This is a genomic window from Kribbella sp. NPDC104218 (genome assembly GCF_055584105.1).
This window is the reverse complement of the sequence record NZ_JBVJMQ010000001.1, coordinates 2,300,068-2,320,954: the sequence shown is the minus strand read 5'-3', so window position 1 is coordinate 2,320,954 and position 20,887 is coordinate 2,300,068. Positions and strand designations below refer to the sequence as shown.

At 68.0% G+C, this 20,887-nt stretch carries 17 protein-coding genes; 8 read left to right on the top strand and 9 right to left on the bottom strand.

Annotated elements, in window-relative coordinates; genetic code table 11:
• Genes ACZ6ZD_RS11040 through ssd form a run of 3 tightly spaced genes read right to left on the bottom strand, consistent with a single transcriptional unit; the run spans position 1 to position 2,994 of the window.
• Complete coding sequence (locus ACZ6ZD_RS11040; protein WP_465670672.1) at positions 1-780, bottom strand: type II secretion system F family protein; 780 nt, start codon at positions 778-780, stop codon at positions 1-3.
• Entirely contained in the window at positions 777-1,922 is a 1,146-nt protein-coding gene (locus tag ACZ6ZD_RS11035) for a TadA family conjugal transfer-associated ATPase (RefSeq protein WP_465670670.1), read from the bottom strand. Before ACZ6ZD_RS11035 ends, ACZ6ZD_RS11040 begins: the two co-directional genes overlap by 4 nt.
• The gene (ssd, locus tag ACZ6ZD_RS11030; protein ID WP_465670668.1) at positions 1,885-2,994 is read right to left on the bottom strand and encodes a septum site-determining protein Ssd; all 1,110 of its coding nucleotides are present in this window, start codon (positions 2,992-2,994) and stop codon (positions 1,885-1,887) included. The genes ACZ6ZD_RS11035 and ssd overlap by 38 nt, the downstream gene beginning before the upstream one ends.
• A 211-nt stretch (positions 2,995-3,205) precedes the next feature.
• Here ssd and ACZ6ZD_RS11025 point away from each other — a divergent pair, with 211 nt between their 5' ends.
• Together ACZ6ZD_RS11025 and ACZ6ZD_RS11020 are read left to right on the top strand one after the other, a co-directional pair.
• Positions 3,206-4,945 (top strand): glycosyl hydrolase family 18 protein, encoded by a 1,740-nt coding sequence (locus tag ACZ6ZD_RS11025; protein WP_465670666.1) that lies wholly within the window; start codon positions 3,206-3,208, stop codon positions 4,943-4,945.
• A 28-nt stretch (positions 4,946-4,973) separates the two neighbouring features.
• A complete protein-coding gene (locus ACZ6ZD_RS11020) occupies positions 4,974-6,512 on the top strand; it encodes a cellulose binding domain-containing protein (RefSeq protein ID WP_465670664.1) in 1,539 nt (512 codons plus the stop codon).
• A gap of 49 nt (positions 6,513-6,561) precedes the next feature.
• Here ACZ6ZD_RS11020 and ACZ6ZD_RS11015 read toward each other — a convergent pair whose 3' ends face one another.
• Entirely contained in the window at positions 6,562-7,449 is an 888-nt protein-coding gene (locus tag ACZ6ZD_RS11015) for a LysR family transcriptional regulator (RefSeq protein WP_465670662.1), read from the bottom strand.
• Between the two features lie 71 nt (positions 7,450-7,520).
• Between ACZ6ZD_RS11015 and ACZ6ZD_RS11010 the strand changes: the two genes are divergently transcribed.
• Both ACZ6ZD_RS11010 and ACZ6ZD_RS11005 read left to right on the top strand, forming a co-directional pair.
• Positions 7,521-8,726 (top strand): MFS transporter, encoded by a 1,206-nt coding sequence (locus ACZ6ZD_RS11010; protein WP_465670660.1) that lies wholly within the window; start codon positions 7,521-7,523, stop codon positions 8,724-8,726.
• Positions 8,723-9,172, top strand: a complete 450-nt coding sequence (locus tag ACZ6ZD_RS11005) for an aminoacyl-tRNA deacylase (RefSeq protein WP_465670658.1) — start codon at positions 8,723-8,725, stop codon at positions 9,170-9,172. The genes ACZ6ZD_RS11010 and ACZ6ZD_RS11005 overlap by 4 nt, the downstream gene beginning before the upstream one ends.
• A 5-nt stretch (positions 9,173-9,177) precedes the next feature.
• Here ACZ6ZD_RS11005 and ACZ6ZD_RS11000 read toward each other — a convergent pair whose 3' ends face one another.
• Both ACZ6ZD_RS11000 and ACZ6ZD_RS10995 read right to left on the bottom strand, forming a co-directional pair.
• Positions 9,178-10,095 carry a helix-turn-helix domain-containing protein gene (locus ACZ6ZD_RS11000; RefSeq protein WP_465670656.1) on the bottom strand — a complete coding sequence of 306 codons (918 nt, stop codon included), beginning with the start codon at positions 10,093-10,095 and terminating at the stop codon, positions 9,178-9,180.
• Positions 10,095-11,780 (bottom strand): chitinase, encoded by a 1,686-nt coding sequence (locus ACZ6ZD_RS10995; protein ID WP_465670655.1) that lies wholly within the window; start codon positions 11,778-11,780, stop codon positions 10,095-10,097. Before ACZ6ZD_RS10995 ends, ACZ6ZD_RS11000 begins: the two co-directional genes overlap by 1 nt.
• Positions 11,781-12,286: 506 nt before the next feature.
• Between ACZ6ZD_RS10995 and ACZ6ZD_RS10990 the strand changes: the two genes are divergently transcribed.
• Positions 12,287-13,111, top strand: coding sequence for an HAD family hydrolase (locus tag ACZ6ZD_RS10990; protein WP_465670654.1), 825 nt, complete (start codon positions 12,287-12,289; stop codon positions 13,109-13,111).
• Positions 13,112-13,402: 291 nt separating this feature from the next.
• Here ACZ6ZD_RS10990 and ACZ6ZD_RS10985 read toward each other — a convergent pair whose 3' ends face one another.
• Positions 13,403-14,179, bottom strand: a complete 777-nt coding sequence (locus ACZ6ZD_RS10985) for a Fic family protein (protein ID WP_465670652.1) — start codon at positions 14,177-14,179, stop codon at positions 13,403-13,405.
• A gap of 24 nt (positions 14,180-14,203) precedes the next feature.
• On the opposite strand from ACZ6ZD_RS10985, the gene ACZ6ZD_RS10980 reads away from it, so the two are divergent.
• From ACZ6ZD_RS10980 to ACZ6ZD_RS10970, 3 genes are all read left to right on the top strand, one after another.
• A complete protein-coding gene (locus ACZ6ZD_RS10980) occupies positions 14,204-16,225 on the top strand; it encodes a bifunctional glycosyltransferase/CDP-glycerol:glycerophosphate glycerophosphotransferase (protein ID WP_465670650.1) in 2,022 nt (673 codons plus the stop codon).
• 78 nt (positions 16,226-16,303) lie between these two features.
• Positions 16,304-17,989, top strand: a complete 1,686-nt coding sequence (gene argS, locus ACZ6ZD_RS10975) for an arginine--tRNA ligase (RefSeq protein ID WP_465670648.1) — start codon at positions 16,304-16,306, stop codon at positions 17,987-17,989.
• A gap of 40 nt (positions 17,990-18,029) precedes the next feature.
• Positions 18,030-19,013 (top strand): GNAT family N-acetyltransferase, encoded by a 984-nt coding sequence (locus ACZ6ZD_RS10970; protein ID WP_465670646.1) that lies wholly within the window; start codon positions 18,030-18,032, stop codon positions 19,011-19,013.
• Between the two features lie 28 nt (positions 19,014-19,041).
• Here the strand turns inward: ACZ6ZD_RS10970 and ACZ6ZD_RS10965 are convergent, their stop codons facing one another.
• Together ACZ6ZD_RS10965 and ACZ6ZD_RS10960 are read right to left on the bottom strand one after the other, a co-directional pair.
• Entirely contained in the window at positions 19,042-19,575 is a 534-nt protein-coding gene (locus tag ACZ6ZD_RS10965) for a dTDP-4-dehydrorhamnose 3,5-epimerase family protein (protein WP_465670644.1), read from the bottom strand.
• Positions 19,572-20,792, bottom strand: coding sequence for a DUF2786 domain-containing protein (locus ACZ6ZD_RS10960; protein WP_465670642.1), 1,221 nt, complete (start codon positions 20,790-20,792; stop codon positions 19,572-19,574). Before ACZ6ZD_RS10960 ends, ACZ6ZD_RS10965 begins: the two co-directional genes overlap by 4 nt.
• Positions 20,793-20,887 lie beyond the last annotated feature (95 nt).

The window sequence follows — 20,887 nt, the reverse complement described above, 5'->3', positions numbered from 1 at the left end:
TCAGCTGTGGATAGGCGTGGCAGCCAGCCGGGAGGTCCAGTGCAGACCGAGGCTGGTGAGGGCGAGCCCTGCGGCCAGACAAAGCCAGCCAACCGGGGTGTTGGTGAGGAAGGTGAGCGGGTCGGCGCCAAGGGAGTAGCCGAGCGCCAGACCGAAGAGCGGCAGGGCAGCGAGGATCCGCGCGGACGCCCGGGCGCCGGCCAGCCCGGACGCCGTCTGACGGTGAATGGATTCGTCAGCTCGCAGAGAGTCGGCGAGCCGTTCGGTGAGGGCGGCAAAGGCCGCACCGGACTCTTCGGCCACCTGCCACGCGGCGGCGAGAGCCCGGAGTCCTTCGCCACCCGGGGATTGAGCCGTCTGGTTCAGCGCAGCCGGGACGTCGGCGCCGAGCTTCGCTGCGGCGTGGACTGCCCCCAACTCGGGAGCGATGGTGGCAGCACCTCCTAGGGCGTCGAGCGGCGGGCGACCAGCGGCCAGATCGGCAGCAAGTACGTCGAGCGCCTCGATGACCGTCGTCCGTCGACGAGCCGCGGCAGACCGCCGGAGTTGTTGGGTTCGTTGGGAGCGGGCAAGAGCGGCGATGACGGCCAGCGCGGCCGTACCGGCTAGGACTTGTCGACCAAGGAGCAACAGACCGACCGCAACAGGGACAGCAAGTAGCACGAGGCGCGGGTGGCGACGTTGACGCCGGGCAGCAAGGCGGCGGAGTGGATCAGGCACCGGCGGGAAAACGAGATGCAGAGTCAACAGCACGGCCAGCACCGCGAGGAGTTTGGTCATGCCGCGTTGGCGAACAGCGCGGCCGGTGGATGGAAGGTTGCCGGGGCATCAGCAGGAAACTCGGCCACCGGGCGCGTGACAACTTCGCCACTGGGGAGTCGATGCAGAGCGTGAATAGAGCTGATCCGGCGGACGCCGTTGGAGTGTCGGGTGAGGTGGACAACAGCCTGAAGAGCCGAGGCGAGCTGACTGTGGACGGCGTCTCGAGGTAACCCAGCCAGCGCACCCAGAGCTTCAAGCCGGGCAGGGACATCGCTGGGCGAGTTGGCGTGGATCGTCCCGCAACCACCTTCGTGGCCGGTGTTCAACGCGGTCAGGAGATCAACGACTTCGGGACCTCTGACCTCACCGATGACCAACCGGTCCGGCCGCATCCGCAACGCCTGCCGGACGAGGTCACGCAGGGAGATCTCACCAGCACCTTCGACATTCGCCGGGCGAGCTTCGAGGCGGATGACGTGCGGATGGTCGGGCCGGAGCTCGCCCGCGTCCTCGACGATGACGATCCGCTCGGCCGGATCGACCGCGGACAGCAGCGCCGCCAGCAGTGTCGTCTTACCGGTGCCCGTCCCGCCGCTGATCAGGAAGGCCTTCCGGGTGATCAGCAGGTTGTGCAGCAGCTTCGCGCCAGCGGCCGGGAGCGAACCCGCGGCGATCAGCGAGTCGAGGGTGAACCCCTCGCGGGCCGGGATGCGCAGAGACAGGCACGTCCCGGAGCTAGCGATCGGCGCGAGAATCGCGTGGAAGCGGGTCCCATCCGGCAGGCGGACGTCGACGTACGGCGTCGCATCGTCGAGGCGTCGGCCCGCGGCGGCCGCCAATCGGGTCGCGAGTCGGCGGATCGCCGTATCGTCGCCGGTCCGCACGAAGACGCGCTCGAGGCCGGAGCCGCGATCGATATGCACCTCGTCGGGACCGTTGACCAAGATGTCGGTGATCCCCGGCTCGGCCAGCAGGCTGTCGAGCGGGCCAGCGCCCATCGCCTCGCGATGTAAGGCCGCGACAACCGCGAGGACGATCGAATCGCCGTACACCCGCCCATCGGCTCGGAGCGCGGCCGCGACCCGAGCCGGCGTCGGCTCCGCGCCGGTGACCGCGAGCCGGTCACGAACGCTGTCGAGAAGCTCGGGAGTCACGTTCACCTGGCACCTCCAGTTGGGGGAAGAGAGACAGGACAGCGGTGGCCGCTTGGGCCAGGGAACCTTTGGGGTGGGGAGCGAAGTCACCGGCGTCGATGGCAGCCGCGAGCACAGGCTCATCCGCGTAGGCGGCCGCGATCGGCAGCGCCAGATGAGTCGCCGCGGCCGGAGGCGGGATCGACGAGCGGCGCGATTGGCGAGCGATCAGCCGCAGGTCCGCGGAGAGAGCGGCCAACGGCGTCATCAGGCGTTTGGCTGCGGCGAGGGAACGGATATCACAGGGCACGACCAGGAAGGTCGCTGTTGCCCGGACGAACGCCTCCTGGACGGCGGGATCGGCTCGGCGCGGAAGATCGAGGATCACCAGATCGTTACTGCGCTGGGCCGCATTGAGGACCGAGCTCATCGTCTCGGGCGGCAGGACCGTGATGTCGGAACGATCCCAGGACAGAACCGGCAGCCCGTCGGCGGCCGGTAACGCGGATCGCAACGCGGTCGCACTCACCCGCCCGGCAGCGTTGAGGAGATCGGGCCAGCGCTGCCCGACGTCCCGTTCGATGCCGAGGGCAAGCTCTATCCCGCCGCCGAACGGATCGCCGTCGATCAGCATCGTGCGCAAGCCGCGGCGATGGGCGACGACGGCGACCGCGGTCGCCGCCGTGGTGGCACCCGCTCCCCCGCAGCCGCCGACGAAGGCGAGAGTGACCGCCGTCCGGACGCCGCCGTCCAACGTGTCGACCAGGCGACCGGACAACGCGACCTCGTCACCCGGTAACCGGAAGACGGTGTCGGCGCCGACGTCGAACGCGTGGTGGTACAGCGCATCCGCCGCGGGACCGACGCCGGCGATCACGACTCCGGTACGCCGAACCGGTGTCGCGCGGGCCAGCGCCGCGGCGAGGTCGTCGCCGACGATCACCAACGCACACGCCTGCCAGCTGCGGCGCAATCCGTGCAGGTCGCGCTCGACGAGCGGAGTGATCGAGGCCGCGGCGGCCAGCCGGAGCAGGTCGTCGAGCAGCTGTTCGTCAGTAGTTGCCATGAGCACTGATTGGGGCGGGGGCGAAGTGTTCATGCCAAGAAGATGCCGTGACCGGGCCGGTTCCGGACGGGTGATCTCGAGGTTGTGGACAACGGCGTTGTCGGTTTTCCGTCAGCAGCGGGAATCCGCCACGACGAGCCCGCGACCAAGTCGGCGGAAACAGTTACCGTTCCTTTCGAAGCGTCTTTAACTAATTTTCACCGGACCGCTTTTCGCTCCCCGCCCAGTTCCGGAGGACCCGCCCATGAGTAGTCGATTGCGCTTGCTCACCGCCACGGCAGCCGTCGCGGCGACCGCGCTCGTCACCGCCGCCGGCGTCTCGCTCGCCAGTGCCGAGCTGCCGACCGCCGCGAGCCCCAAACCCGCGGCAGCGGCCGCCCCGGCCGCCGCGAGCGGCGGCATCAAGACGGCGTACTTCACCCAATGGGGGATCTACGCCAACGGCTTCTACCCGAAGAACCTGCTCACCACCGGCGCCGCCGGGAAGCTCGACTTCCTGAACTACGCGTTCGCCAACATCCACCCGACCAGCCACACCTGTTTCATGGCCAACAAGGCCGCGTCGCAGAACGAGAACGACCCGAACGCCGGCGACGGCGCGGGCGACGCGTTCGCGGACTACGGCAAGTCGTACGGCGCGGACATCAGCGTCGACGGCGTCGGTGACGTGTGGAACCAGCCGATCCAGGGCAACTTCAACCAGCTCAAGAAGCTGAAGGCGCAGGCGCCGAACCTGAAGATCCTGATCTCGATCGGCGGCTGGACGTACTCGAAGTACTTCTCCGACGCGGCCTCCACCGACGCCAAGCGGAAGACCTTCGTTTCGTCCTGTGTGGACATGTTCCTGAAGGGCAACCTGCCGGTCATCGACGGGTTCGGCGGCGCGGGCAGCGCGGCCGGGATCTTCGACGGCATCGACCTCGACTGGGAGTACCCGGGTTCGCCGAACGGCCACGTGGGCAACCACTACAGCGCGGCCGACAAGCGGAACTTCACCCTGCTGCTGGCCGAGTTCCGGGCGCAGCTCAACGCGTACGGCAGCCAGACCGGCAAGCGCTACTGGCTGACCGCCGCCACCCCGGCCGGTCAGGACAAGATCGCCACGATCGAGACCGACCAGATCGGGCAGTACCTCGACTACAACAACGTGATGACGTACGACATGCACGGCGGCTGGGACGCCACCGGGCCGACCAACTTCCAGGACCCGCTCTACCAGGCGCCGAACGACCCGAGTACGCCGATCCCGCCGGGACAGGCGAAGTACTCCGTCGACGGTGCGATCAAGGCCTGGACGGAGGGCGACCCGGCGTACGGCATCCCCGGTGGGTTCCCGGCGAACAAGCTGACCATCGGCTACCCGTTCTACTACCGCGGCTGGAAGGGCGTGCCCAGCACAGCCAACGGGAAGTACCAGACCGCGACCGGACCGGCCGACGGGCACGCACTCAGCGGCAACGTCCCCGGCGTCTCCTTCTACAAGGAGCTGACCGGCTTCGTCGACAACCCGTCCGCGACGTTCTGGGACGACACCACCAAGTCCTCGTGGTTCTACCAGAACGGCACCTTCTGGACCGGTGACAACCAGCAGTCCATCAAGGCGAAGGCCGACTACGCGCACTGCAAGGGTCTGGCCGGCGCAATGATGTATTCGATGGAGGCCCTGGACCCGGGCGTCACTCTGTTCAACCACGTCGTCAACGCGGTCAACGCGTCAACGCCTGGTTGCGACGGCCCGACGCCGACCCCGACGCCCACTCCGACCCCCACACCGACGCCGACGCCCACTCCGACGCCGACGCCTACGCCCACCCCGACTCCGACTCCCACGCCCCCGACGGCTACCCCGTGGGCGCCCAACACGGCTTACGCAACCGGCGCACTGGTGAGCTACAACGGCCTTACCTACAAGTGCATTCAGGGTCACACCACTCTGACCGGTTGGGAGCCCCCGAACGTCCCCGCACTCTGGGGCCGGGTCTGATCACGTACCGCCCACTGATCGGAGCAACATGAAACGCATGTCGATGGCGCTCACCGCCGTCACCGCAGTAGTACTCGCACTTCTCGTCGCCCCGGTCGCCAACGCGGCCGGTGTGACAGCGACCTTCCTCAAGGTGTCCGACTGGGGTAGCGGATTCGAGGGCAAGGTCACCGTCAAGAACGACACCACGAGCGCAGTCAGCACCTGGTCGGTCGCACTCGACTTCCCGTCGGGCTACTCGATCTCGAGCTCGTGGGACGCCGTCCGCAGCAGCAGCGGCCAGACGCACACGTTCACGCCGCCTACCTGGGCCGGACCGCTCGCGCCTGGCGCCAGCGTCACCTTCGGCTTCAACGGCACCCCGGGCAACTTCGCCGGGATCAGCGCGTGCCGGGTCAACGGCGGCTCCTGCAGCGGCGGACCGGTCACGCTGCCCGGTGCACCGACCGGACTGTCCGGTACGTCGACCGCCTCAACCGTGAGCCTGTCGTGGACGGCAGCAAGCGGAGCGTCCAGCTACAACGTCTTCCGCAACGGCTCCAAGGTCGGCACGTCCACCGGGACGTCGTACACCGACTCGGGTCTGACCGCGAACACCAGCTACAGCTACCAGGTCAGCGCTTCGAACAGCGCCGGCGAGGGTCCGAAGAGCAGCTCGGTGTCGGTGACGACCAAGACCGGTACCGACCCAGTGGGGTCGCGGCGGGCCGCGCCGTACCTCTACATGGGCTGGGGTGACCCGCCGAACCCGCAGACCGTCATGAACGCGACCGGGATCAAGTGGTTCACGATGGCGTTCATCCTGTCGTCCGGCGGCTGCAACCCGGCCTGGGACGGCGCTCGCCCGCTGCAGGGCAGTGCGGACGCCACTGCGATCGCACAGATCCGTGCGGCCGGCGGCGACATCGTGCCGTCGATCGGCGGCTGGAGCGGTAACAAGCTCGGTCCGAACTGCAGCACGCCGGAGGCGCTGGCCGGCGCGTACCAGAAGGTCATCGACGCCTACGGCCTGAAGGCGATCGACGTCGACATCGAGAACTCCGACGAGTTCGAGAACGAGGTCGTGCAGGACCGGATCCTGAACGCGCTGAAGATCGTCAAGCAGAACAACCCGGGGATCCAGACGATCCTCACCTTCGGCACCTCGACGACCGGCCCGAACTACTACGGCAACCGGCTGATCGAGCGGGCGGCGGCGTTGAACGCGAATATCGACGTCTTCACGCTGATGCCGTTCGACTTCGGCAGCTCGAACATCTACAACGACACCGTCAACGCGTCGGTGGGCCTGAACAACAAGCTCAAGTCCGTCTTCGGGTGGACGACGGCCCAGGCCTACGCGCACCAGGGAATCTCCGGGATGAACGGTCTGTCCGACCAGCAGGAGATGACCACCACGGCCACCTGGCAGAACATCACCAACTGGGCCAAGACGAACGGCCTGTCCCGGCTGGCGTTCTGGTCGGTGAACCGCGACCGCGGTTGCGCCGGCGGCGGTGTGGTCTCCAACTGCAGCGGAATCGCCCAGCCCGACTGGGAGTTCACCCGGATCACTGCAGGGTTCTAATCACCACCTGATCGGTACGGCGGGTGCTCGTCAGGGGCACCCGCCGTACTCAGGTCGAGGTGACCGGCCGAGACCGGACGAACGTCCGAAACCGCTCCGCCGCCGGTGTCAGCGACGCCTGCAGCCGCCAGATCATTCCGATCTCCCGCCGAGCCTGTACGCCGGCCAGTGGTACCGCGACTGCGCCGCTGTCACCACCACGCACCGCACTCGATGGCAGAACCGCCACACCGAGCCCAGCACCAACCAGACTGTCGATGGTGGTCAGGTCGGTGGCCTCGAAGGCCAGCCGGGGCGTGAAGCCCGCTGCGCGACACAGCTCATCGCTGATGCGGCGGAAACCGAAGCCTGATTGGAGCCCGACGAAAGGCTCTTCTGCGGCCGCAGCCAGCTCAACCCGGCGCCGCGACGCCAGCGGGTGACCTGGTGGGACATGCAGCGCCAACCGTTGCTGCTCCAGGAGGTGCCAGCCGAACCGCTCCGGATCCGGCCGCGGCGAGATGATGCCGATCTCCGCGTCGCCGCTCTCCAGGTCATGGATGATGTCGTGCCCAGCTCCTTGCCGCAGTGCGAACTCGGCGTTCGGCCCCGGAACGCGGTAGGCCTTGAGCAGATCGGGCAGCAGGCTCGAAGCGACCGAATGCAGGAAGGCGAGCCGCACTGTCCCGGACTGCGGGTCCAGCAGCGCATCAATCCGCTGCTGAGCCGCGTCCACGGCGGCCGCCCCCGCCCGGGCTGCGTCGAGGACGATGCGTCCGTACGGGTTGAGCCGTAGACCGCGGTGCTCACGCTCGAACAGCGGTACGCCGAAACCGTCCTCGACCCGGCGGAGCGAACGGGACAGGTTCGGCTGGCTCGTGCCGAGCGCGGTGGCCGCCGCTGTCAGATGCTCGGTCTCCGCCAGGACGGCGAACCAACGCAGATCCTCGACATGCATATGGAAATCGTATCAATCTCCGTCGAGATCGACATTTTACGTATCGCAAAGATCGTGGCACCGTCGAAGTCATGTCCCAGTCCGTCGCGGTCAGCACCGGCTACCGGCCGGGCGAACGCGCGTACCGGCGATTGTCGGTCGCTCTGTTCGCGGCCGGCCTGGCGACGTTCGCGCTGCTCTACAGCACCCAGCCGCTACTCCCCGAGCTCACCGACGCTTTCCACGTCTCCCCTGGCCAGAGTGCGTTCAGCGTCTCGTTCGCAACCTTCGGCCTCGGTCTCGCGCTACTGGTCGCCGGCCCATGGTCGGAGCGAATCGGCCGTACTGCGTTGATGCGCTGGTCCGTAGCAGCGACGTCGTTCTTCGCGCTCCTGACCGCTTTCGCACCCACCTGGCACACCCTCCTCGCGCTGCGCGGTCTGCAGGGCATTGCGATGGCTGGACTGCCTGCAGTGGCAATGGCCTACCTCCGCGAAGAGGTGCACGCGAGCAGTCACGCACGAGCAAGTGGCTTGTACATCGCCGGTACCGCGGTCGGCGGCATGTCCGGTCGGCTGATCGCAGGCAGCCTGGCCGACGTCGGCGGATGGCGCGTCGGAGCAGCCGGAATCGCGGTCGTCGGCGTCCTGTGCGCTGCAGTGGTTTGGTGGCTCTTGCCGGCGTCACGCAACTTCCGGGCGAGCTCTGCCCGACCCAAGGAGATGCGAGTACTACGGGATCCGGCACTGCTAGCGCTGTATGGCATTGCGGCTACCGCTGTCGGTGGATTCGTTGCCGTCTACAACGGCGCAGTCTTTCGGCTGTCCGGCGGGCCGTACCACCTGAGCGCAGGCGCGGCCGGACTGGTCTTCTGCGTCTACCTGCTCGGATCGGTCGGGTCCGCGACAGCAGGCACGCTGGCAGACCGCCACGGCCGACGCGCCGTCGTACCGGTGGGCTGCCTGATCACTCTGGCCGGCGTCGCGATCACTCTGGCCGCACCGCTGCCGCTGATCGTGGCGGGCCTGGCTGTGATGACTGCAGGTTTCTTTGCGGTACACGGCGTAGCGAGTGGGTGGGTGCCAGCCCGGGCACACGCGGCGGGCGTGAGTACCGGACAGGCGTCCAGCATGTACCTGTTCGCGTTCTACCTCGGCTCGTCGGTATTCGGCGGGCTCGCCGGCGCAGCGTGGAGCCACGGCGGCTGGCAGGGTGTCGCGCTGGAGGCGGGAGCGCTGTTCACCGTCGCACTGGTGTTGACCTTGCTACTCCGGGCGGTTCCTAGACTGGACCGGTGACCAAGGCGACGGAAGCGGCAGACCAGCTCGGACTGAACTACGAAGTGACTCAGCACGGCCCGGTGAACTCCCTCGAGGAGGCGGCCGCCGCGCGGGGTATCGAACCGGCCCGGCTGATCAAGACGATCGTGGTGCGCCTGTCCGATGACGACTACCGCTTCGTCCTCGTTCCGGGCGACCGGGAGATCGCTTGGCCCAAACTGCGCACACTCCTCGGCGTCAAGCGCATGTCGATGCCCGACAAGGACACCGCCTTCGCTGTCACCGGCTACCTCCGCGGCACCATCACTCCGCTGGGCAGCACCCGGGCCTGGCCGGTGATCGCCGACGAGCGCATCACCGGCACCATCTCGATCGGAGGCGGCGACTTCGGCATAGGCATCACCGTCGACGCCGAAAGCCTCAACAAGGCTCTCAACGCGACCGTCGCCGATGTGACCGACTGAGCCCGCTACCCGAGCAGACCTCGTTGCCCGGCTCGGAGTCCAGCCTGGAAGCGGGTGGTGGCGTCGAGGGCCTTGAGGATGCGTTGCATGCGGCGTTCGACCGTCCGCTGGGCAACGCCGAGGCGGCGGGCAATGGCTTGGTCCGTGAGACCAGCCGCGGCTAGGGAGAGCAGCTGTTGATCCTCCGGCGTCAGTGGGCCGTCGACAGGCACCGGTGTGAGTGGCGTTGCCTGATGCCAGAGGACGTCGAAGAGTCGGAGCAGGCCGTCCAGGAGCGTGGACGGGCCCAGCTCGACCACGACGTCGTGCCTGGTCGGCAGGAGGGCAGTACGGCGGTCTGCGACGAGCATCTTGAGAGGGACGTCGCGCAGCATCCGGCAACCGGTGGCCCGGGCAGCAACCAGGTCGCTGGGCTCCGACAAGGAGGCCATATCGAAGATCGTCCGGTAGGTGACGCCATGGGCCCGACGAGCTTCCAGCGGGACGACGACGTACGGCGGACGGTCCAGCACCAGGACTTCGGTCTGGGCGGCCTGCTGCGCTTGCTGGAAGCGCTGCGCGACGGCTTCAGCTCCCCGGATCACCGCGAACGCGTCGTGCCGCGCCCGGAACTCCGCAGTGAGCACGGAGGCACCGAGCCGGGCCTGGACGATCGCCGCCTGTTTGCGCAGCGCGAGCAGCTCGACTGCAGCCTCCGGCACGGCCGGTACGTACCGGGCCGGCCGCCCGGGCATCCGGGAGGCCAGGCCGAGGACGAGCAGGGACCGGAGGTGCCTGCCGACGCGGGTGACCGGCCAGCCGGTCTCGACGGACAGGTCGGTTGTCGTGGACTCCGGGCGGGCCAGAAGCGCCCGGTAGAGCTGCTCGTCCTCCGAGCAGACACCGAGCGCTTCCAGCACCGGAGCGGGGCGGTAGTTGTGCATCAGGGCATGGCGTCGACGTGTGGGCCGACCGTGTTCGAGAACTGGTTGCCGTTCGTCGCATCCCAGTTCGTCGACCAGGTCATCGCACCGCGCAGTCCCGGCCAGGTAGTGGTCGGCTTGAAGCTGCCGCAGTTCGTCCCCCGCGACAGGCAGTCCAGCGCGTTGTTCACGATGGTCGGCGAGACGTAGCCGCTGCCGGCGCCGCGGGTCGACGCAGGCAGACCGAGACCGACCTGGTCCGGACGCAGGCCGTTCTGCAGCATGATGCAGGCCTGCGCGGTGATGAAGTCGATCGAGCCCTGCGAGTACACCTGTCCGTTGCAGCCGTTCATCGCACCGGAGTTGTAGTACTGGACGTTGACGATCGTCAGGATGTCCTTGATCGCCAGAGCGAGTTTGAAGTACTCGAACGACGTGCTCTGCATGTCGATCGTCTGCGGCGCCATCGTGATGATCAGCCCGCTGCCGAACTGGCTGTGCAGGCTCCGGAGCGCCTGTCCCATGTACTGCGCGTTGACGCCGTTCTCGAGGTCGATGTCGATCCCGTCGAACCCGTACTCGCGCAGCACCGTCAGCGCGCTGTTGGCGAAGTTCGTCGCCGCGGTCGCACTGCCGACCGAGATCGTGCCGCGCTCACCGCCGACGGACAGGATGACCCGCTTCCCCGCCGCCTTCTTCGCAGCGATGTCAGCCTTGAACTGCGCGACCGTGTAGCCGTTCAGGCCGGCACTGTCGAGGGTGAAGGTGATACCACCCGGCCGGGCCGCGTCGGCGTCCGCGAACGCGACGGCGATCAGGTCGTACGCCGCCGGGACATCGGAGATCTTCTGGACGGCGGCGCCGTTGTTGAAGTTCTGCCAGTACCCGGTCAGCACGTGCTTCGGCAGACTCCCACCTGGGTTGGTCGGCCCAGTGGTCGTCGTACCGGACACAGTGGCGCCGTACGGCGAGCAGTTGCCGCTCGGGTCACATGCGCGCACTTTGAAGCTGTACGTCGTGGTCGGGCTCAGCCCGGTCGCCGTCCAGCTGGTGACGTTGCCGACGCTCTGCGGCGCATCCGAACCGCGGACGACGTCGTAGTGGTCGATCCCGTTCGCGTCGGTCGCGGCTGACCAGTTGAGCTGCAGCGAGCTCGACGAAGGACTACCGACAGTGAGGCCACCTGGCGTGGTCGGAGGCGTCGTGTCCGGCGTCCCACCCGGGCCGTCCAGGACGACGTCGTCCACCTGGAACGGCGGGAGGCCGTACCAACCGTGCAGATAAATGGTGACCGACGTGGCCGACGCACTGCTGGTGAACGGGACAGTCAGCTGACTCCACGAGCCGCTGGTCGTCCAGGTCGACGGACCGCCGTCGACGCCGAGGTACACGTTCGAGCCGGTCACCCAGGCGGACAGCGTGTACGCCGTACCGGGCCGGACCGGAATGGACTGACTGCAGCGACCGATGTCGGAACCGCTGGGCGCCGACTGCAACGCGTGGGAGCCGGTGCGGGCGGTTCCGCTGACACTGCCGGCTGTGCACTGCCAGCCGGAGAGCGTCCCGGTCTCGAAGGAGCCGTTGACGACGAGGTTGGTGGCGGCATACCCCGTCGCGGGGACCAGGGTCAGGCCCGTGAGGGCGAGGACGAAAGCGAGCAGGCTGGAGAGGACCGCTGCCTGGGGGCGGTACGCAGGCGGTTTCATGATTTACAAACTGTGGCTGCGTAACTACATTGTCAAGACCCTGCATAAAGTGAACGCGCTCTCACGGGCAGGAAAGTGAAGAATGTACAGATTCCGCCCGGTGAAACACGATCCGGCCAAGACCACTCCAGATGGAAAACCACCTCGGACGGCGGTCGCGGCGAACCGTCAGATGGAACGCGAGCGGCGACCTGATGGAGGAAAGGCGACGGCCCCCGGCGGGGGGGTGACCGGGGGCCGTCTTCGGCCACGGGCTCGGGGGGAGGAGCCGGGGGCCGTTCAGGAGGCGACAGTCTGCCACTGTCAGGAGGTATGTACCCCCCGAGCCCGAGCTTCACACATCTCAGTTCTGTTGCAACCGAGTGTCTGTCTTTCGGGTGTTGCAGCTAGCCGAACGCCGCTCGCAACCAGTGTCACTGTCACACTGCTCAACAGTCTAACCGCCGAGTGGCCAACACAAAAGCCCGGGCCCCTCGGCGTTTCTTCGCGGTGCCTATGCTCGTCCCATGGAGCCCGCCGCACAGCCCCCAGGACCGGCCCGGCCGGCCGCCTTCTTCGATCTCGACAAGACCATCATCGCGCGCTCCAGCACACTCGCGTTCTCGCGCCCGTTCTACGCCGGCGGGCTGATCAACCGCCGGGCCGTGTTACGCAGCGTGTACGCCCAGTTCGTCTACCTGCTCGGCGGCGCCGATCACGACCAGATGGAGCGGATGCGCGAGTACCTGTCGGCGATGTGCACCGGCTGGGACGTCGAGACCGTCAAGGCGATCGTCGCCGACACGCTGCACCACGTCGTCACGCCGATGATCCACGAGGAGGCCGTCGAGCTGATCGACGCCCACCACGCGGCCGGCCGGGACGTGGTGATCGTCTCGACGTCGGGCGCCGAGGTGGTCGAGCCGATCGGCGCGATGCTCGGCGCCGACAAGGTCGTCGCCACCCGGATGGTAGTTGCCGATGGCAAGTACACCGGTGAGATCGCCGAGTACACCTACGGCCCGCACAAGGCGACCGCGATCCGCGAGCTGGCCGTCAGCCAGAACTACGATCTCGCGAACAGCTACGCCTACTCCGATTCGATCACCGACGAGCCGATGCTGGCGGCCGTCGGGCACCCGTTCGCCGTCAACCCGGACAAGGCGCTGCGCCGGCTGGCACAGTCCCGGGACTGGCCGGTTCTGGATTTCAGCCAGCCGGTCGGGCTGACCGAGCGCTCGCGCCTGCAGGAGGTCCGCCGGCCCGCCGTGGCCGCCGGCCTGCTCGCCGGAATCGCCGCCGGCGCTTTCCTGCTGGCATCAAGGCGGCGTTCCAGATCATCGGCGGACTAGCTCATAGCTGAAGTTTGCTTCATTCTTTTCAACTCCATGAAGACGCCGCATCCCCTTCACAGGAAGGGTTTTCAGGAGTACAAAGGAAGTACAAAGGATCTTCGGATCCGGTAGAGATTGCACGGCAGTCAGGTACCCACGCGGCGACCAGCCCATCCCAACCGGGCAGCGCGATCCAGGCTCAGTCCTGTGACGGCAGACAGGTGCACGCATGGTAACCAGGATGGCGTGCCAGCGACGGCGCTCTCCCCGTGAGAGCGCCGTTCGCATCTGTCAGGAGAACAAGGGGTTTCAGCGCGCCAGCGGTGAGCGCTCGGCCCCGAGGGCAACCACTTCGCAGGAGCGCAGCAACCAGTCCCGGACGCCGACCAGCCCCGACTCTGCGTAGTCGACCAGCCCGGGCGCATAGGTCGCCGACAACTCCCAGTGACCGACCTCCGGCACCGTGACCGCGACCGGGTCGATGCCTCGGGCAACTAGTACGGCGCGTTCGGCGGCCCGGGCGACCAGGCCGTTGGCCGTCGGGAAGGGCCGGAGCATCGCCAGCTCGGCGTGCACGATCGCCGCGACCACGATCCCCGGCGCCTTCGTCGGACGGGACAGATTCTGCGCCAGCGCGCTCAGCCGCTCCCACATCTCTCCCGCACTCGGTGCCGGCGGCAGACCGGGGATGTCGTCCGGCAGCGGCTCGCGAGCAGTCCGCAGGTGGCCGAGCGTCGCCTCCGGCCCCAGGTCCGCTCCAGCCAACTGGTGCAGTCTGGTCCAGACCTGCACCGGAGCCGTATCCGCCTGCGGAGCGAGTCGCATCAGCTCCCCGGTGACGCGGACCGCCCCCGCCACGAGCCCGTCCGCACCGCTGTCCCGCCGTACGTCGTCCAGCGTCGCCGTACTGCCCGCAAGCGCCGCAGAGGCGTGCGCACCGCGCAGCAGCGCCTCAGCCGTCATGTCCGAGCCGACCTTGCGCAGTCCGCGGTCCCGGAGCAGCACATCCACGGCGTCCCGGGCTGCGCGGGCCGACGAGCCCACCCCCTCCAGAGCGGCCAGTGGCTCGAACACATCGGTTGTCATGGGTGCAGCCTAGGATGAGGTCGTATGGCGCTCGGTACGGTCCCTAGGTTCAGCATTGTGGTTCCGTGTCGTGCTGCGCGGGCCTGGTTGCGGCCGTGTCTGGACTCCGTGCTGAGTCAGTCGTTCACCGACTTCGAGGTGCTGGGCGTCGACAGTGCTGATCCGGACGACTCCGGGCGGATTCTGGACGAGTACGCCGCGGCTGACCCCAGAGTGCGGGTGCTGCACCTGGAGGAGAACGTCGGGCCCGGTTTGGCCCGGAACGCCGGGCTGAAGGCGGCCCGCGGCGAGTACGTGCTGTTTCTGGACGCCGACGACCTCTACCTGCCCGGATCGCTCGCAGCGATCTCGGAGCGGATCGACGCGACGAACCGGCCGGACATCGTGCTGTTCGACTACGAGCGGATCTTCTGGGACGGTCGGCTGGTCGGGAACCAGCGGCACGATGCGTTCGCCCGCGAGGGCGCAGGGGTGTTCACCGCGGCGGAGCGGCCGATCTTCCTCACGTTCCTCGAAGTTGTCTGGAACAAGGCCTGCCGACGGGACTTCCTGGTTCGGCACGGTTTCGCCTTCACTGCGGGTTTCTACGAGGACGCCCCCTGGACGTACTCGACCATGCTGACCGCGGAGAGGATCGCGACGCTGGACCGCGTGGTGGTGCACTACCGACAGCACCGGACCGGTCGGAACATCCACGCGACCAGCGGACGCCGACAGTGGGACATCTTCGATCAGTACGACCGGGTGCACGCCTTCATCCAGTCCGATCCAGAGCTGGCCGGCTGGCGGCGGTTCGCGTTCGACCGGTCGCTGGACCACATTCTGGCCGTTCTGGCCAAGCCGGAGCGGATCGACCCGGACGACCGCGCGGAGTTCTTCCACGCGGCACATGCCTTCGCCAAGCGCTGGAAACCTGAGGGCTACGCCACAGACCGATCTCGTCGCGGCTTCAAGCGCTGGCAACTCATCCACGACGACTACGCGACGTACTCGACGCTGAAGCTCAGCGCGAAGGTGCTGCAGCTGCCGAGTCCGCGCAAGACCGTCAGCAAGCTGCTCCGGCGCGACAAACTCGACCCGAACCTCGCCGCGTACGCCTCCCTCGGCTGCACCCAGTACGCCGGGAGCCCGCGGGCCATCTACGAAGAGGCCGCCAGGCTCGCCCCGCAGGTGCGGGGCGTCTGGGTGATCGCACCCGACCACCTCGGCGCTGTCCCGGAGGGGGTCGAGTACGTCGTCGCCGGGTCACCTGCGTACCAGAAGCTGGCCAGCCGGGCGACGTACTTCGTCAACGACACCAGCTGGGCCGCTGCCTTGGAGAAGCACCCAGGGCAGCTCTATCTGCAGACCCAGCGCAGTACGCCGCTCGAGCGGGTCGGACCGGTCCGTGACCTGCATCTGGTCGACCGCTGGGACTTCAACCTGTCCGCCAACCGCTACTCCTCAGAGATCTGGGAGCGGATCTACCCCTCCTACTTCGAACAGCTGGAGTACGGCTCGCCACGGAACGACCGACTGCTGACCGCGGATGCCGACGAGGTCCGGGCAGCCCGGTCCGCGCTGGGCTTTGACGACAGTCAGCTCGTCGTCCTGTCCACAGTGGACGGTCTGGAGGTTCCGGAGGGGACTGTCATCGGTCTGTCCGCCGGGCCGCGCGTAGAGGAGCTCATGCTCGCCGCGGACGTCCTGGTGGCGGATTGCTCGGCGCTGATCTTCGACTACGCGAATCTGGACCGTCCGATCGTGCTACTACTCGAGGGCGACCGGCCGGCGACCTACTTCGACCTGTCCGAGCAGCCGCCGGGTCTGGTGGCCTACTCCCGCGACGAGCTGACCGCTGCGTTCCGCAGTGGCGCCTTCGCGGCGCCGGAGGCCGCCAAACACCGACAGCTGTTCCGCGAGAAGTTCTGCGAGTACGACGACGGCCGGGCCGCGGAGCGCGTCGTACGACGGCTCTTCGGCGACGCCGACGACGTACCGCCGGTCACCCCGTTGGCCGAGCGCAGTCCGGCGCCGTCGGCGTACTGGAGCCGACTTCGTGCATAATGGCTGACATGCGACGACGACGTACCGCCTGAACACCTCAGCTTCCCTGTTCACGCACGTCGTCTTGAAGGACTTCTCATGTCCGCTGTTGTGTCTGTGCTTTCCACCAGACTGTCCAACGCCGCCGCCACTGCTTTCGGTACGTCGCTCGATCCTGAGCTGCGGTCCGCGACCAAGCCGGAGTTCGGCCACTTCCAAACCAACCTGGCGCTGCGGCTGGCAAACCAACTCGGTACGCCGCCGCGGGCCGTTGCGAGCCAGCTGGTCGAGGCGCTGGACGTCGACGACCTGTGCGAGCCGCCGACGATCGCAGGGCCTGGTTTCGTCAATCTGACCTTGCGGTCCAGCACTCTGGCGGCTGCGGTCAACGCCCGGCCGCAGTTCGCACCGCGCGCCGAGACAGTCGTGGTGGACTACTCACAGCCCAACGTGGCCAAGCAGATGCATGTCGGCCACCTGCGCTCAACAGTGATCGGCGACGCGCTCTGCAACGTGCTGGCGTACGTCGGCTACCAGGTCATCCGGCAGAACCATGTCGGCGACTGGGGCACGCAGTACGGGATGATGATCGAGCAGCTGCTCGAGGAGCAGCTGGACGCGGATTCTCTTGATCTACAAGGGCTTCAGGAGCTCTACGAGCGGAGTCGGCGGCACTTCGACAGCGATCCGGCATTCGCGGACCTGTCCCGGCTGCGGGTGGTGAAGCTGCAGTCCGGCGATCCTGACACCCGGGCGAGCTGGCGACGGATGGTCGAGGTCTCACTGGCCGACTTCGAGCAGGTGTACGCGCGGCTCGACTCTGGGCTGCAGCGGGCCGATGTGGTCGGCGAGAGCGCCTACAACGACGACCTGGCCAAGATCGTCGCCGAGCTGCTGGAGTCCGGTCTGCTCACCGAGTCGGACGGCGCGCTGTGCGCCTTTCTGCCGGGCTTCCACGGTCGGGACGGCCAGCCGCTCCCTGTCATCGTGCAGAAGTCGGACGGCGGCTTCGGCTACAGCGCCACCGACCTCGCCGCGATCCGGCGTCGGGTGGGCCCGCTGCACGCTGACCGGATCGTGTACGTCGTGGACCACCGGCAGACGCTGCACTTCGAGATGATCTTCACGCTCGCGCGGGCCGCTGGCTGGCTACCGCCGACGACCAGCGCGGAGCACGTCAGCTTCGGCACTGTGCTCGGTCCGGGCGGAAAGCCCTTCAAAACCAGAGCCGGCGGCACGGTGAAGCTGACTACGCTCCTCGACGAGGCAGTCGACCGGGCGGACGCACTGCTCGCCGACCGGAGCGGAATCGACCGGTCCGCCACCGCCGTGGCCGTCGGCATCGGTGCGGTCAAGTACGCCGACCTGTCCAGCGACCGCGGCAACGACTACGTGTTCGACCTGGACCGGATGGTCGCGATGACTGGCAACACCGGGCCGTATCTGCAGTACGCCCACGCACGGCTGACGCGGCTACTCGCGAAGGCCGGCGAGACGTCCGACACGGTGACAGTGCTCGACCACCCAGCTGAACAGCGGCTGGCGCTGCTCCTGACCGGTTTCGCGGACACCGTCGTCCAGGTCTCGGAGACTCTGCAGCCGCACCGGCTCTGCACCTACCTCTACGACGTGGCTGCCGCGCTGTCGGTGTTCTACGAGCAGTGTCCGGTGCTGACCAGTGAGGGGCCGACCAAGACCAGTCGGATCGCGCTCTGCGCGGCAACTCGGCAGGTGTTGCAGGACGGGCTTGGCCTGCTGGGTATCGCGGCTCCGGACGCGATGTAATTCCGTCGCCGCCCACCGGGCCTTCTCCTACAGTCGTGCCATGACGACAGTGACCTGGCCGGACCCGTTGGTCGCCCGGCCGATCCGCAAGGACGACGTCCACGCGTGGGCGGCCCTGCTCGCGGCCCGCGAGCAGGCGGACCAGGACGGCGAGTCCTACGACGCGGACGACCTGACCGAGGAGCTGGACGACCCCCGTCTGGATGCCGAGCGGCACACCGTCGGTCTGTGGGTCGGCGAGCTCATGGTCGGCTACGCGAAGGTCCATGCGTCGACGTCCGTCGTGGACATCGACCGGGTGGCCGTCGAAGGCACTGTGCACCCGGAGTGGCGCCGGCGCGGTATCGGCACGGCGTTGATGCAGTGGCTCATCCAGGCAGCGGACGCACAGCACCGGGCGACGTTCCCAGAGGCCCCGGGCGAGGTGCGGGCGAGCGCCAAGGACTCGAACGTCGGAGCCGTCCAGCTGCTCACCGGGCTCGGCTTCGAGGAGTCCCGCTACTTCTTCGACATGAAACGCCCTCTCGCGGAGCCGGTCACAACAACGGCAGTCCCGGAGGGACTCCGGCTGGTGCAGTTCGAACCGGCGTACGACGAGGCGTTGCGGGTCGCCCACAACGAGGCCTTCCTGGACCACTGGGGCTCGACGCCACGCGAGCCGGACGCCTGGAAGAGTGAGGTCTCCGGCTCCCGGGCGTTCCGGTCCGGCGTCTCGTATCTGGTGCTGGACGGCGACACTGTGGCGGCGTACGCGCTCGGATACGAGTGGGTCGCCGATACCGAGGCCACCGGCATCCGTGAGGTGTACATCGGCCAGGTGGGCACGCGACGCGAGTACCGCGGGCGCGGGCTGGCTCGGCTCGTACTGGGCACTGTGCTCGCCGAGGGCGCACAGGCCGGCTACCAGCGGGCCGCTCTCGGCGTGGACGCCGACAACCCGACCGGTGCGCTCGGCCTGTACGAAGGCCTCGGTTTCACCGTCCACAGCAGGTGGATCACCTACCGGCTGCCCCTAGAAGTGTGAGTCGACCACCACAGGCTGCTCTGCGGGCTTAGGCCAGCTGCGCCCTGACTGCGGCTAGCGATGGGTTGGCGGCGTCCCGCTCGGTGTAGCTGAGCTGCGCCGGTGGAAAGGGCCAGCGGATGGCCAGCTCCGGGTCGAAGGGGTCGACGGCGATCCGCTCGGGTGACCAGGTCTCGTTCACGAGGAAGTTGTAGACCGTGTGCGGTTCGAGCGTGCAGAAGGAGTTTCCGCAGCCGCGCGGGACGTAGAGCGCGTCGCCGGGCGCGAGCTCGAAGTACTCGACCTGGCCGAAGTGGTCGTTCGCGCGCAGCTCGACGATCGCCGCGAACACCCGGCCGGCTGACGGCGCGAGGTACTTGTCCCACGGCTCGGCGTGGATCCCACGCAGGACGCCGGCCCGGTCGACGGCGAGCACGTTGTGCTGGACGACGTCGTACGCCGGGCCGCCCGCGGCGATCAGCTTGTCGCGGTGGAAGCTCTCCGCGAACCAGCCGTCCGCATTCGGCTGGAGCTCGAGCTCGATCCGCAGGAGGCCTTCGATCGAGGTCGCGTGCGCCTTCATCGGCGGACCTGCCTGCGGGCCTGGAGTTGTGCCTGGTCGGCCGCGGACAGCCCGGCCGCCCAGCCGGCGCCGTTGGTGATCCGCGTTCGCCGGGTCGTGGTGTTCGGGAACAGCCTGCTGAACAAGGCCTCCACCTGCTCCTCACGACGGCTCAGCACCGGGAGCAGCCGGTCCGCGTCGGCGGCGAAGACGGCAGCCTTGGTCTCGTCCGCGGCGGCCTGCAACCGCTCGCCGATGCGCTGCGCGTAGGCCATCAGGAAGGACTGCCGGAACGAGCGCGTCCGGGATTCGCCGCGCTGGCCAAAATGCTTGCCAGCAGCAATCATCGCGCGATTGGCCTGGACCAGCAGGGACGTCGCGAGCAGCTCGGTCAGCTGCAGATCCAGCTCGTCGCCGACGATCGTGACCACGTCCAGCTGCTCGATGATGACGGTCCGGCAGCGGTTGGCCGACGCGACCGAGCCGACCAGCTGGGCCTTGGCCGAGACGTACGGCGTGTCCAGCCAGATCCGCCGCGCGGCCGAGTCGTCCGGGATCTCGACCGCCGGCCCCGCGTCGACCAGCGCCTGATCGAGCGAGAACTTGGCCATCAGCTCCTGCGCCTTCTCCGACAGCGCCTCGGCTTCGTCCGGGAAGCCGGTCGCCTCCGCCTTCGCGAGCAGGGCGCGGATCCGGGCCAGCATCTTCGCGTTCGCCGGTACGGCGGGGCGGTCGCCGGCGGTTCGGCGTACGGCGGCGCCGGGGCGCGGGAAGAGCTGGGCGAGCGGCGGCAGGGTCTGCAGGAAGCCGGCCAGCGACAGCGTGTGGTGGAGCGTCAGATAGCGCCCGACGCGCTCCGCGGCGGCCCAGGCGGTCAGATCGAGCTCCTGGAACGGCTGCTCGACACCGAGATCGGTCAGCTGGTCGAGCCAGCGCGGGTCGATCGCCTCGGCGCGGTAGGCCTGGTGTTCGGCGGAGATCGCGGCCTGGAGCAGCTTCTCGACACCTGACTCCAGAGTGCGGCGGCTGTGCTGTGCGACATCGGCCGGCGCCCAGCCGCGCTCCCAGGTGGTGCGCAGCAGACCGGTCAGGAAACCACGCAGGACCCGATCCATTTGCAGCTGGTCGCGTTCGTCGTACGCTCCCAAGAGGGCCAACTGCTGATCGGCACGGTCGTCGTTGAGGGCAACGATCGCGGCCGCCATCGGAAGCAGGCGCAGGATCTCGTCGTCGCTCACGCGCAGAGTCTGACACGGATTCAGCGCGAAGGTCTGCCCGAAAGGACTCCGCCCCGGCCGGCCCGCAGATCTACCTTGGCGACAACGGATCGGGG

What these genes read in the sequence shown, in the direction of transcription:
- ssd (WP_465670668.1), bottom strand. Translation starts at nt 2,994, where the DNA reads ATGAACACTTCGCCCCCGCCCCAATCAGTGCTCATGGCAACTACTGAC.
- ACZ6ZD_RS11025 (WP_465670666.1), top strand. Translation starts at nt 3,206, where the DNA reads ATGAGTAGTCGATTGCGCTTGCTCACCGCCACGGCAGCCGTCGCGGCG.
- ACZ6ZD_RS11040 (WP_465670672.1), bottom strand. Translation starts at nt 780, where the DNA reads ATGACCAAACTCCTCGCGGTGCTGGCCGTGCTGTTGACTCTGCATCTC.
- argS (WP_465670648.1), top strand. Translation starts at nt 16,304, where the DNA reads ATGTCCGCTGTTGTGTCTGTGCTTTCCACCAGACTGTCCAACGCCGCC.
- ACZ6ZD_RS10995 (WP_465670655.1), bottom strand. Translation starts at nt 11,780, where the DNA reads ATGAAACCGCCTGCGTACCGCCCCCAGGCAGCGGTCCTCTCCAGCCTG.
- ACZ6ZD_RS11010 (WP_465670660.1), top strand. Translation starts at nt 7,521, where the DNA reads ATGTCCCAGTCCGTCGCGGTCAGCACCGGCTACCGGCCGGGCGAACGC.
- ACZ6ZD_RS10980 (WP_465670650.1), top strand. Translation starts at nt 14,204, where the DNA reads ATGGCGCTCGGTACGGTCCCTAGGTTCAGCATTGTGGTTCCGTGTCGT.
- ACZ6ZD_RS11000 (WP_465670656.1), bottom strand. Translation starts at nt 10,095, where the DNA reads ATGCACAACTACCGCCCCGCTCCGGTGCTGGAAGCGCTCGGTGTCTGC.
- ACZ6ZD_RS11020 (WP_465670664.1), top strand. Translation starts at nt 4,974, where the DNA reads ATGAAACGCATGTCGATGGCGCTCACCGCCGTCACCGCAGTAGTACTC.
- ACZ6ZD_RS10970 (WP_465670646.1), top strand. Translation starts at nt 18,030, where the DNA reads ATGACGACAGTGACCTGGCCGGACCCGTTGGTCGCCCGGCCGATCCGC.
- ACZ6ZD_RS10990 (WP_465670654.1), top strand. Translation starts at nt 12,287, where the DNA reads ATGGAGCCCGCCGCACAGCCCCCAGGACCGGCCCGGCCGGCCGCCTTC.
- ACZ6ZD_RS11015 (WP_465670662.1), bottom strand. Translation starts at nt 7,449, where the DNA reads ATGCATGTCGAGGATCTGCGTTGGTTCGCCGTCCTGGCGGAGACCGAG.
- ACZ6ZD_RS10985 (WP_465670652.1), bottom strand. Translation starts at nt 14,179, where the DNA reads ATGACAACCGATGTGTTCGAGCCACTGGCCGCTCTGGAGGGGGTGGGC.
- ACZ6ZD_RS10965 (WP_465670644.1), bottom strand. Translation starts at nt 19,575, where the DNA reads ATGAAGGCGCACGCGACCTCGATCGAAGGCCTCCTGCGGATCGAGCTC.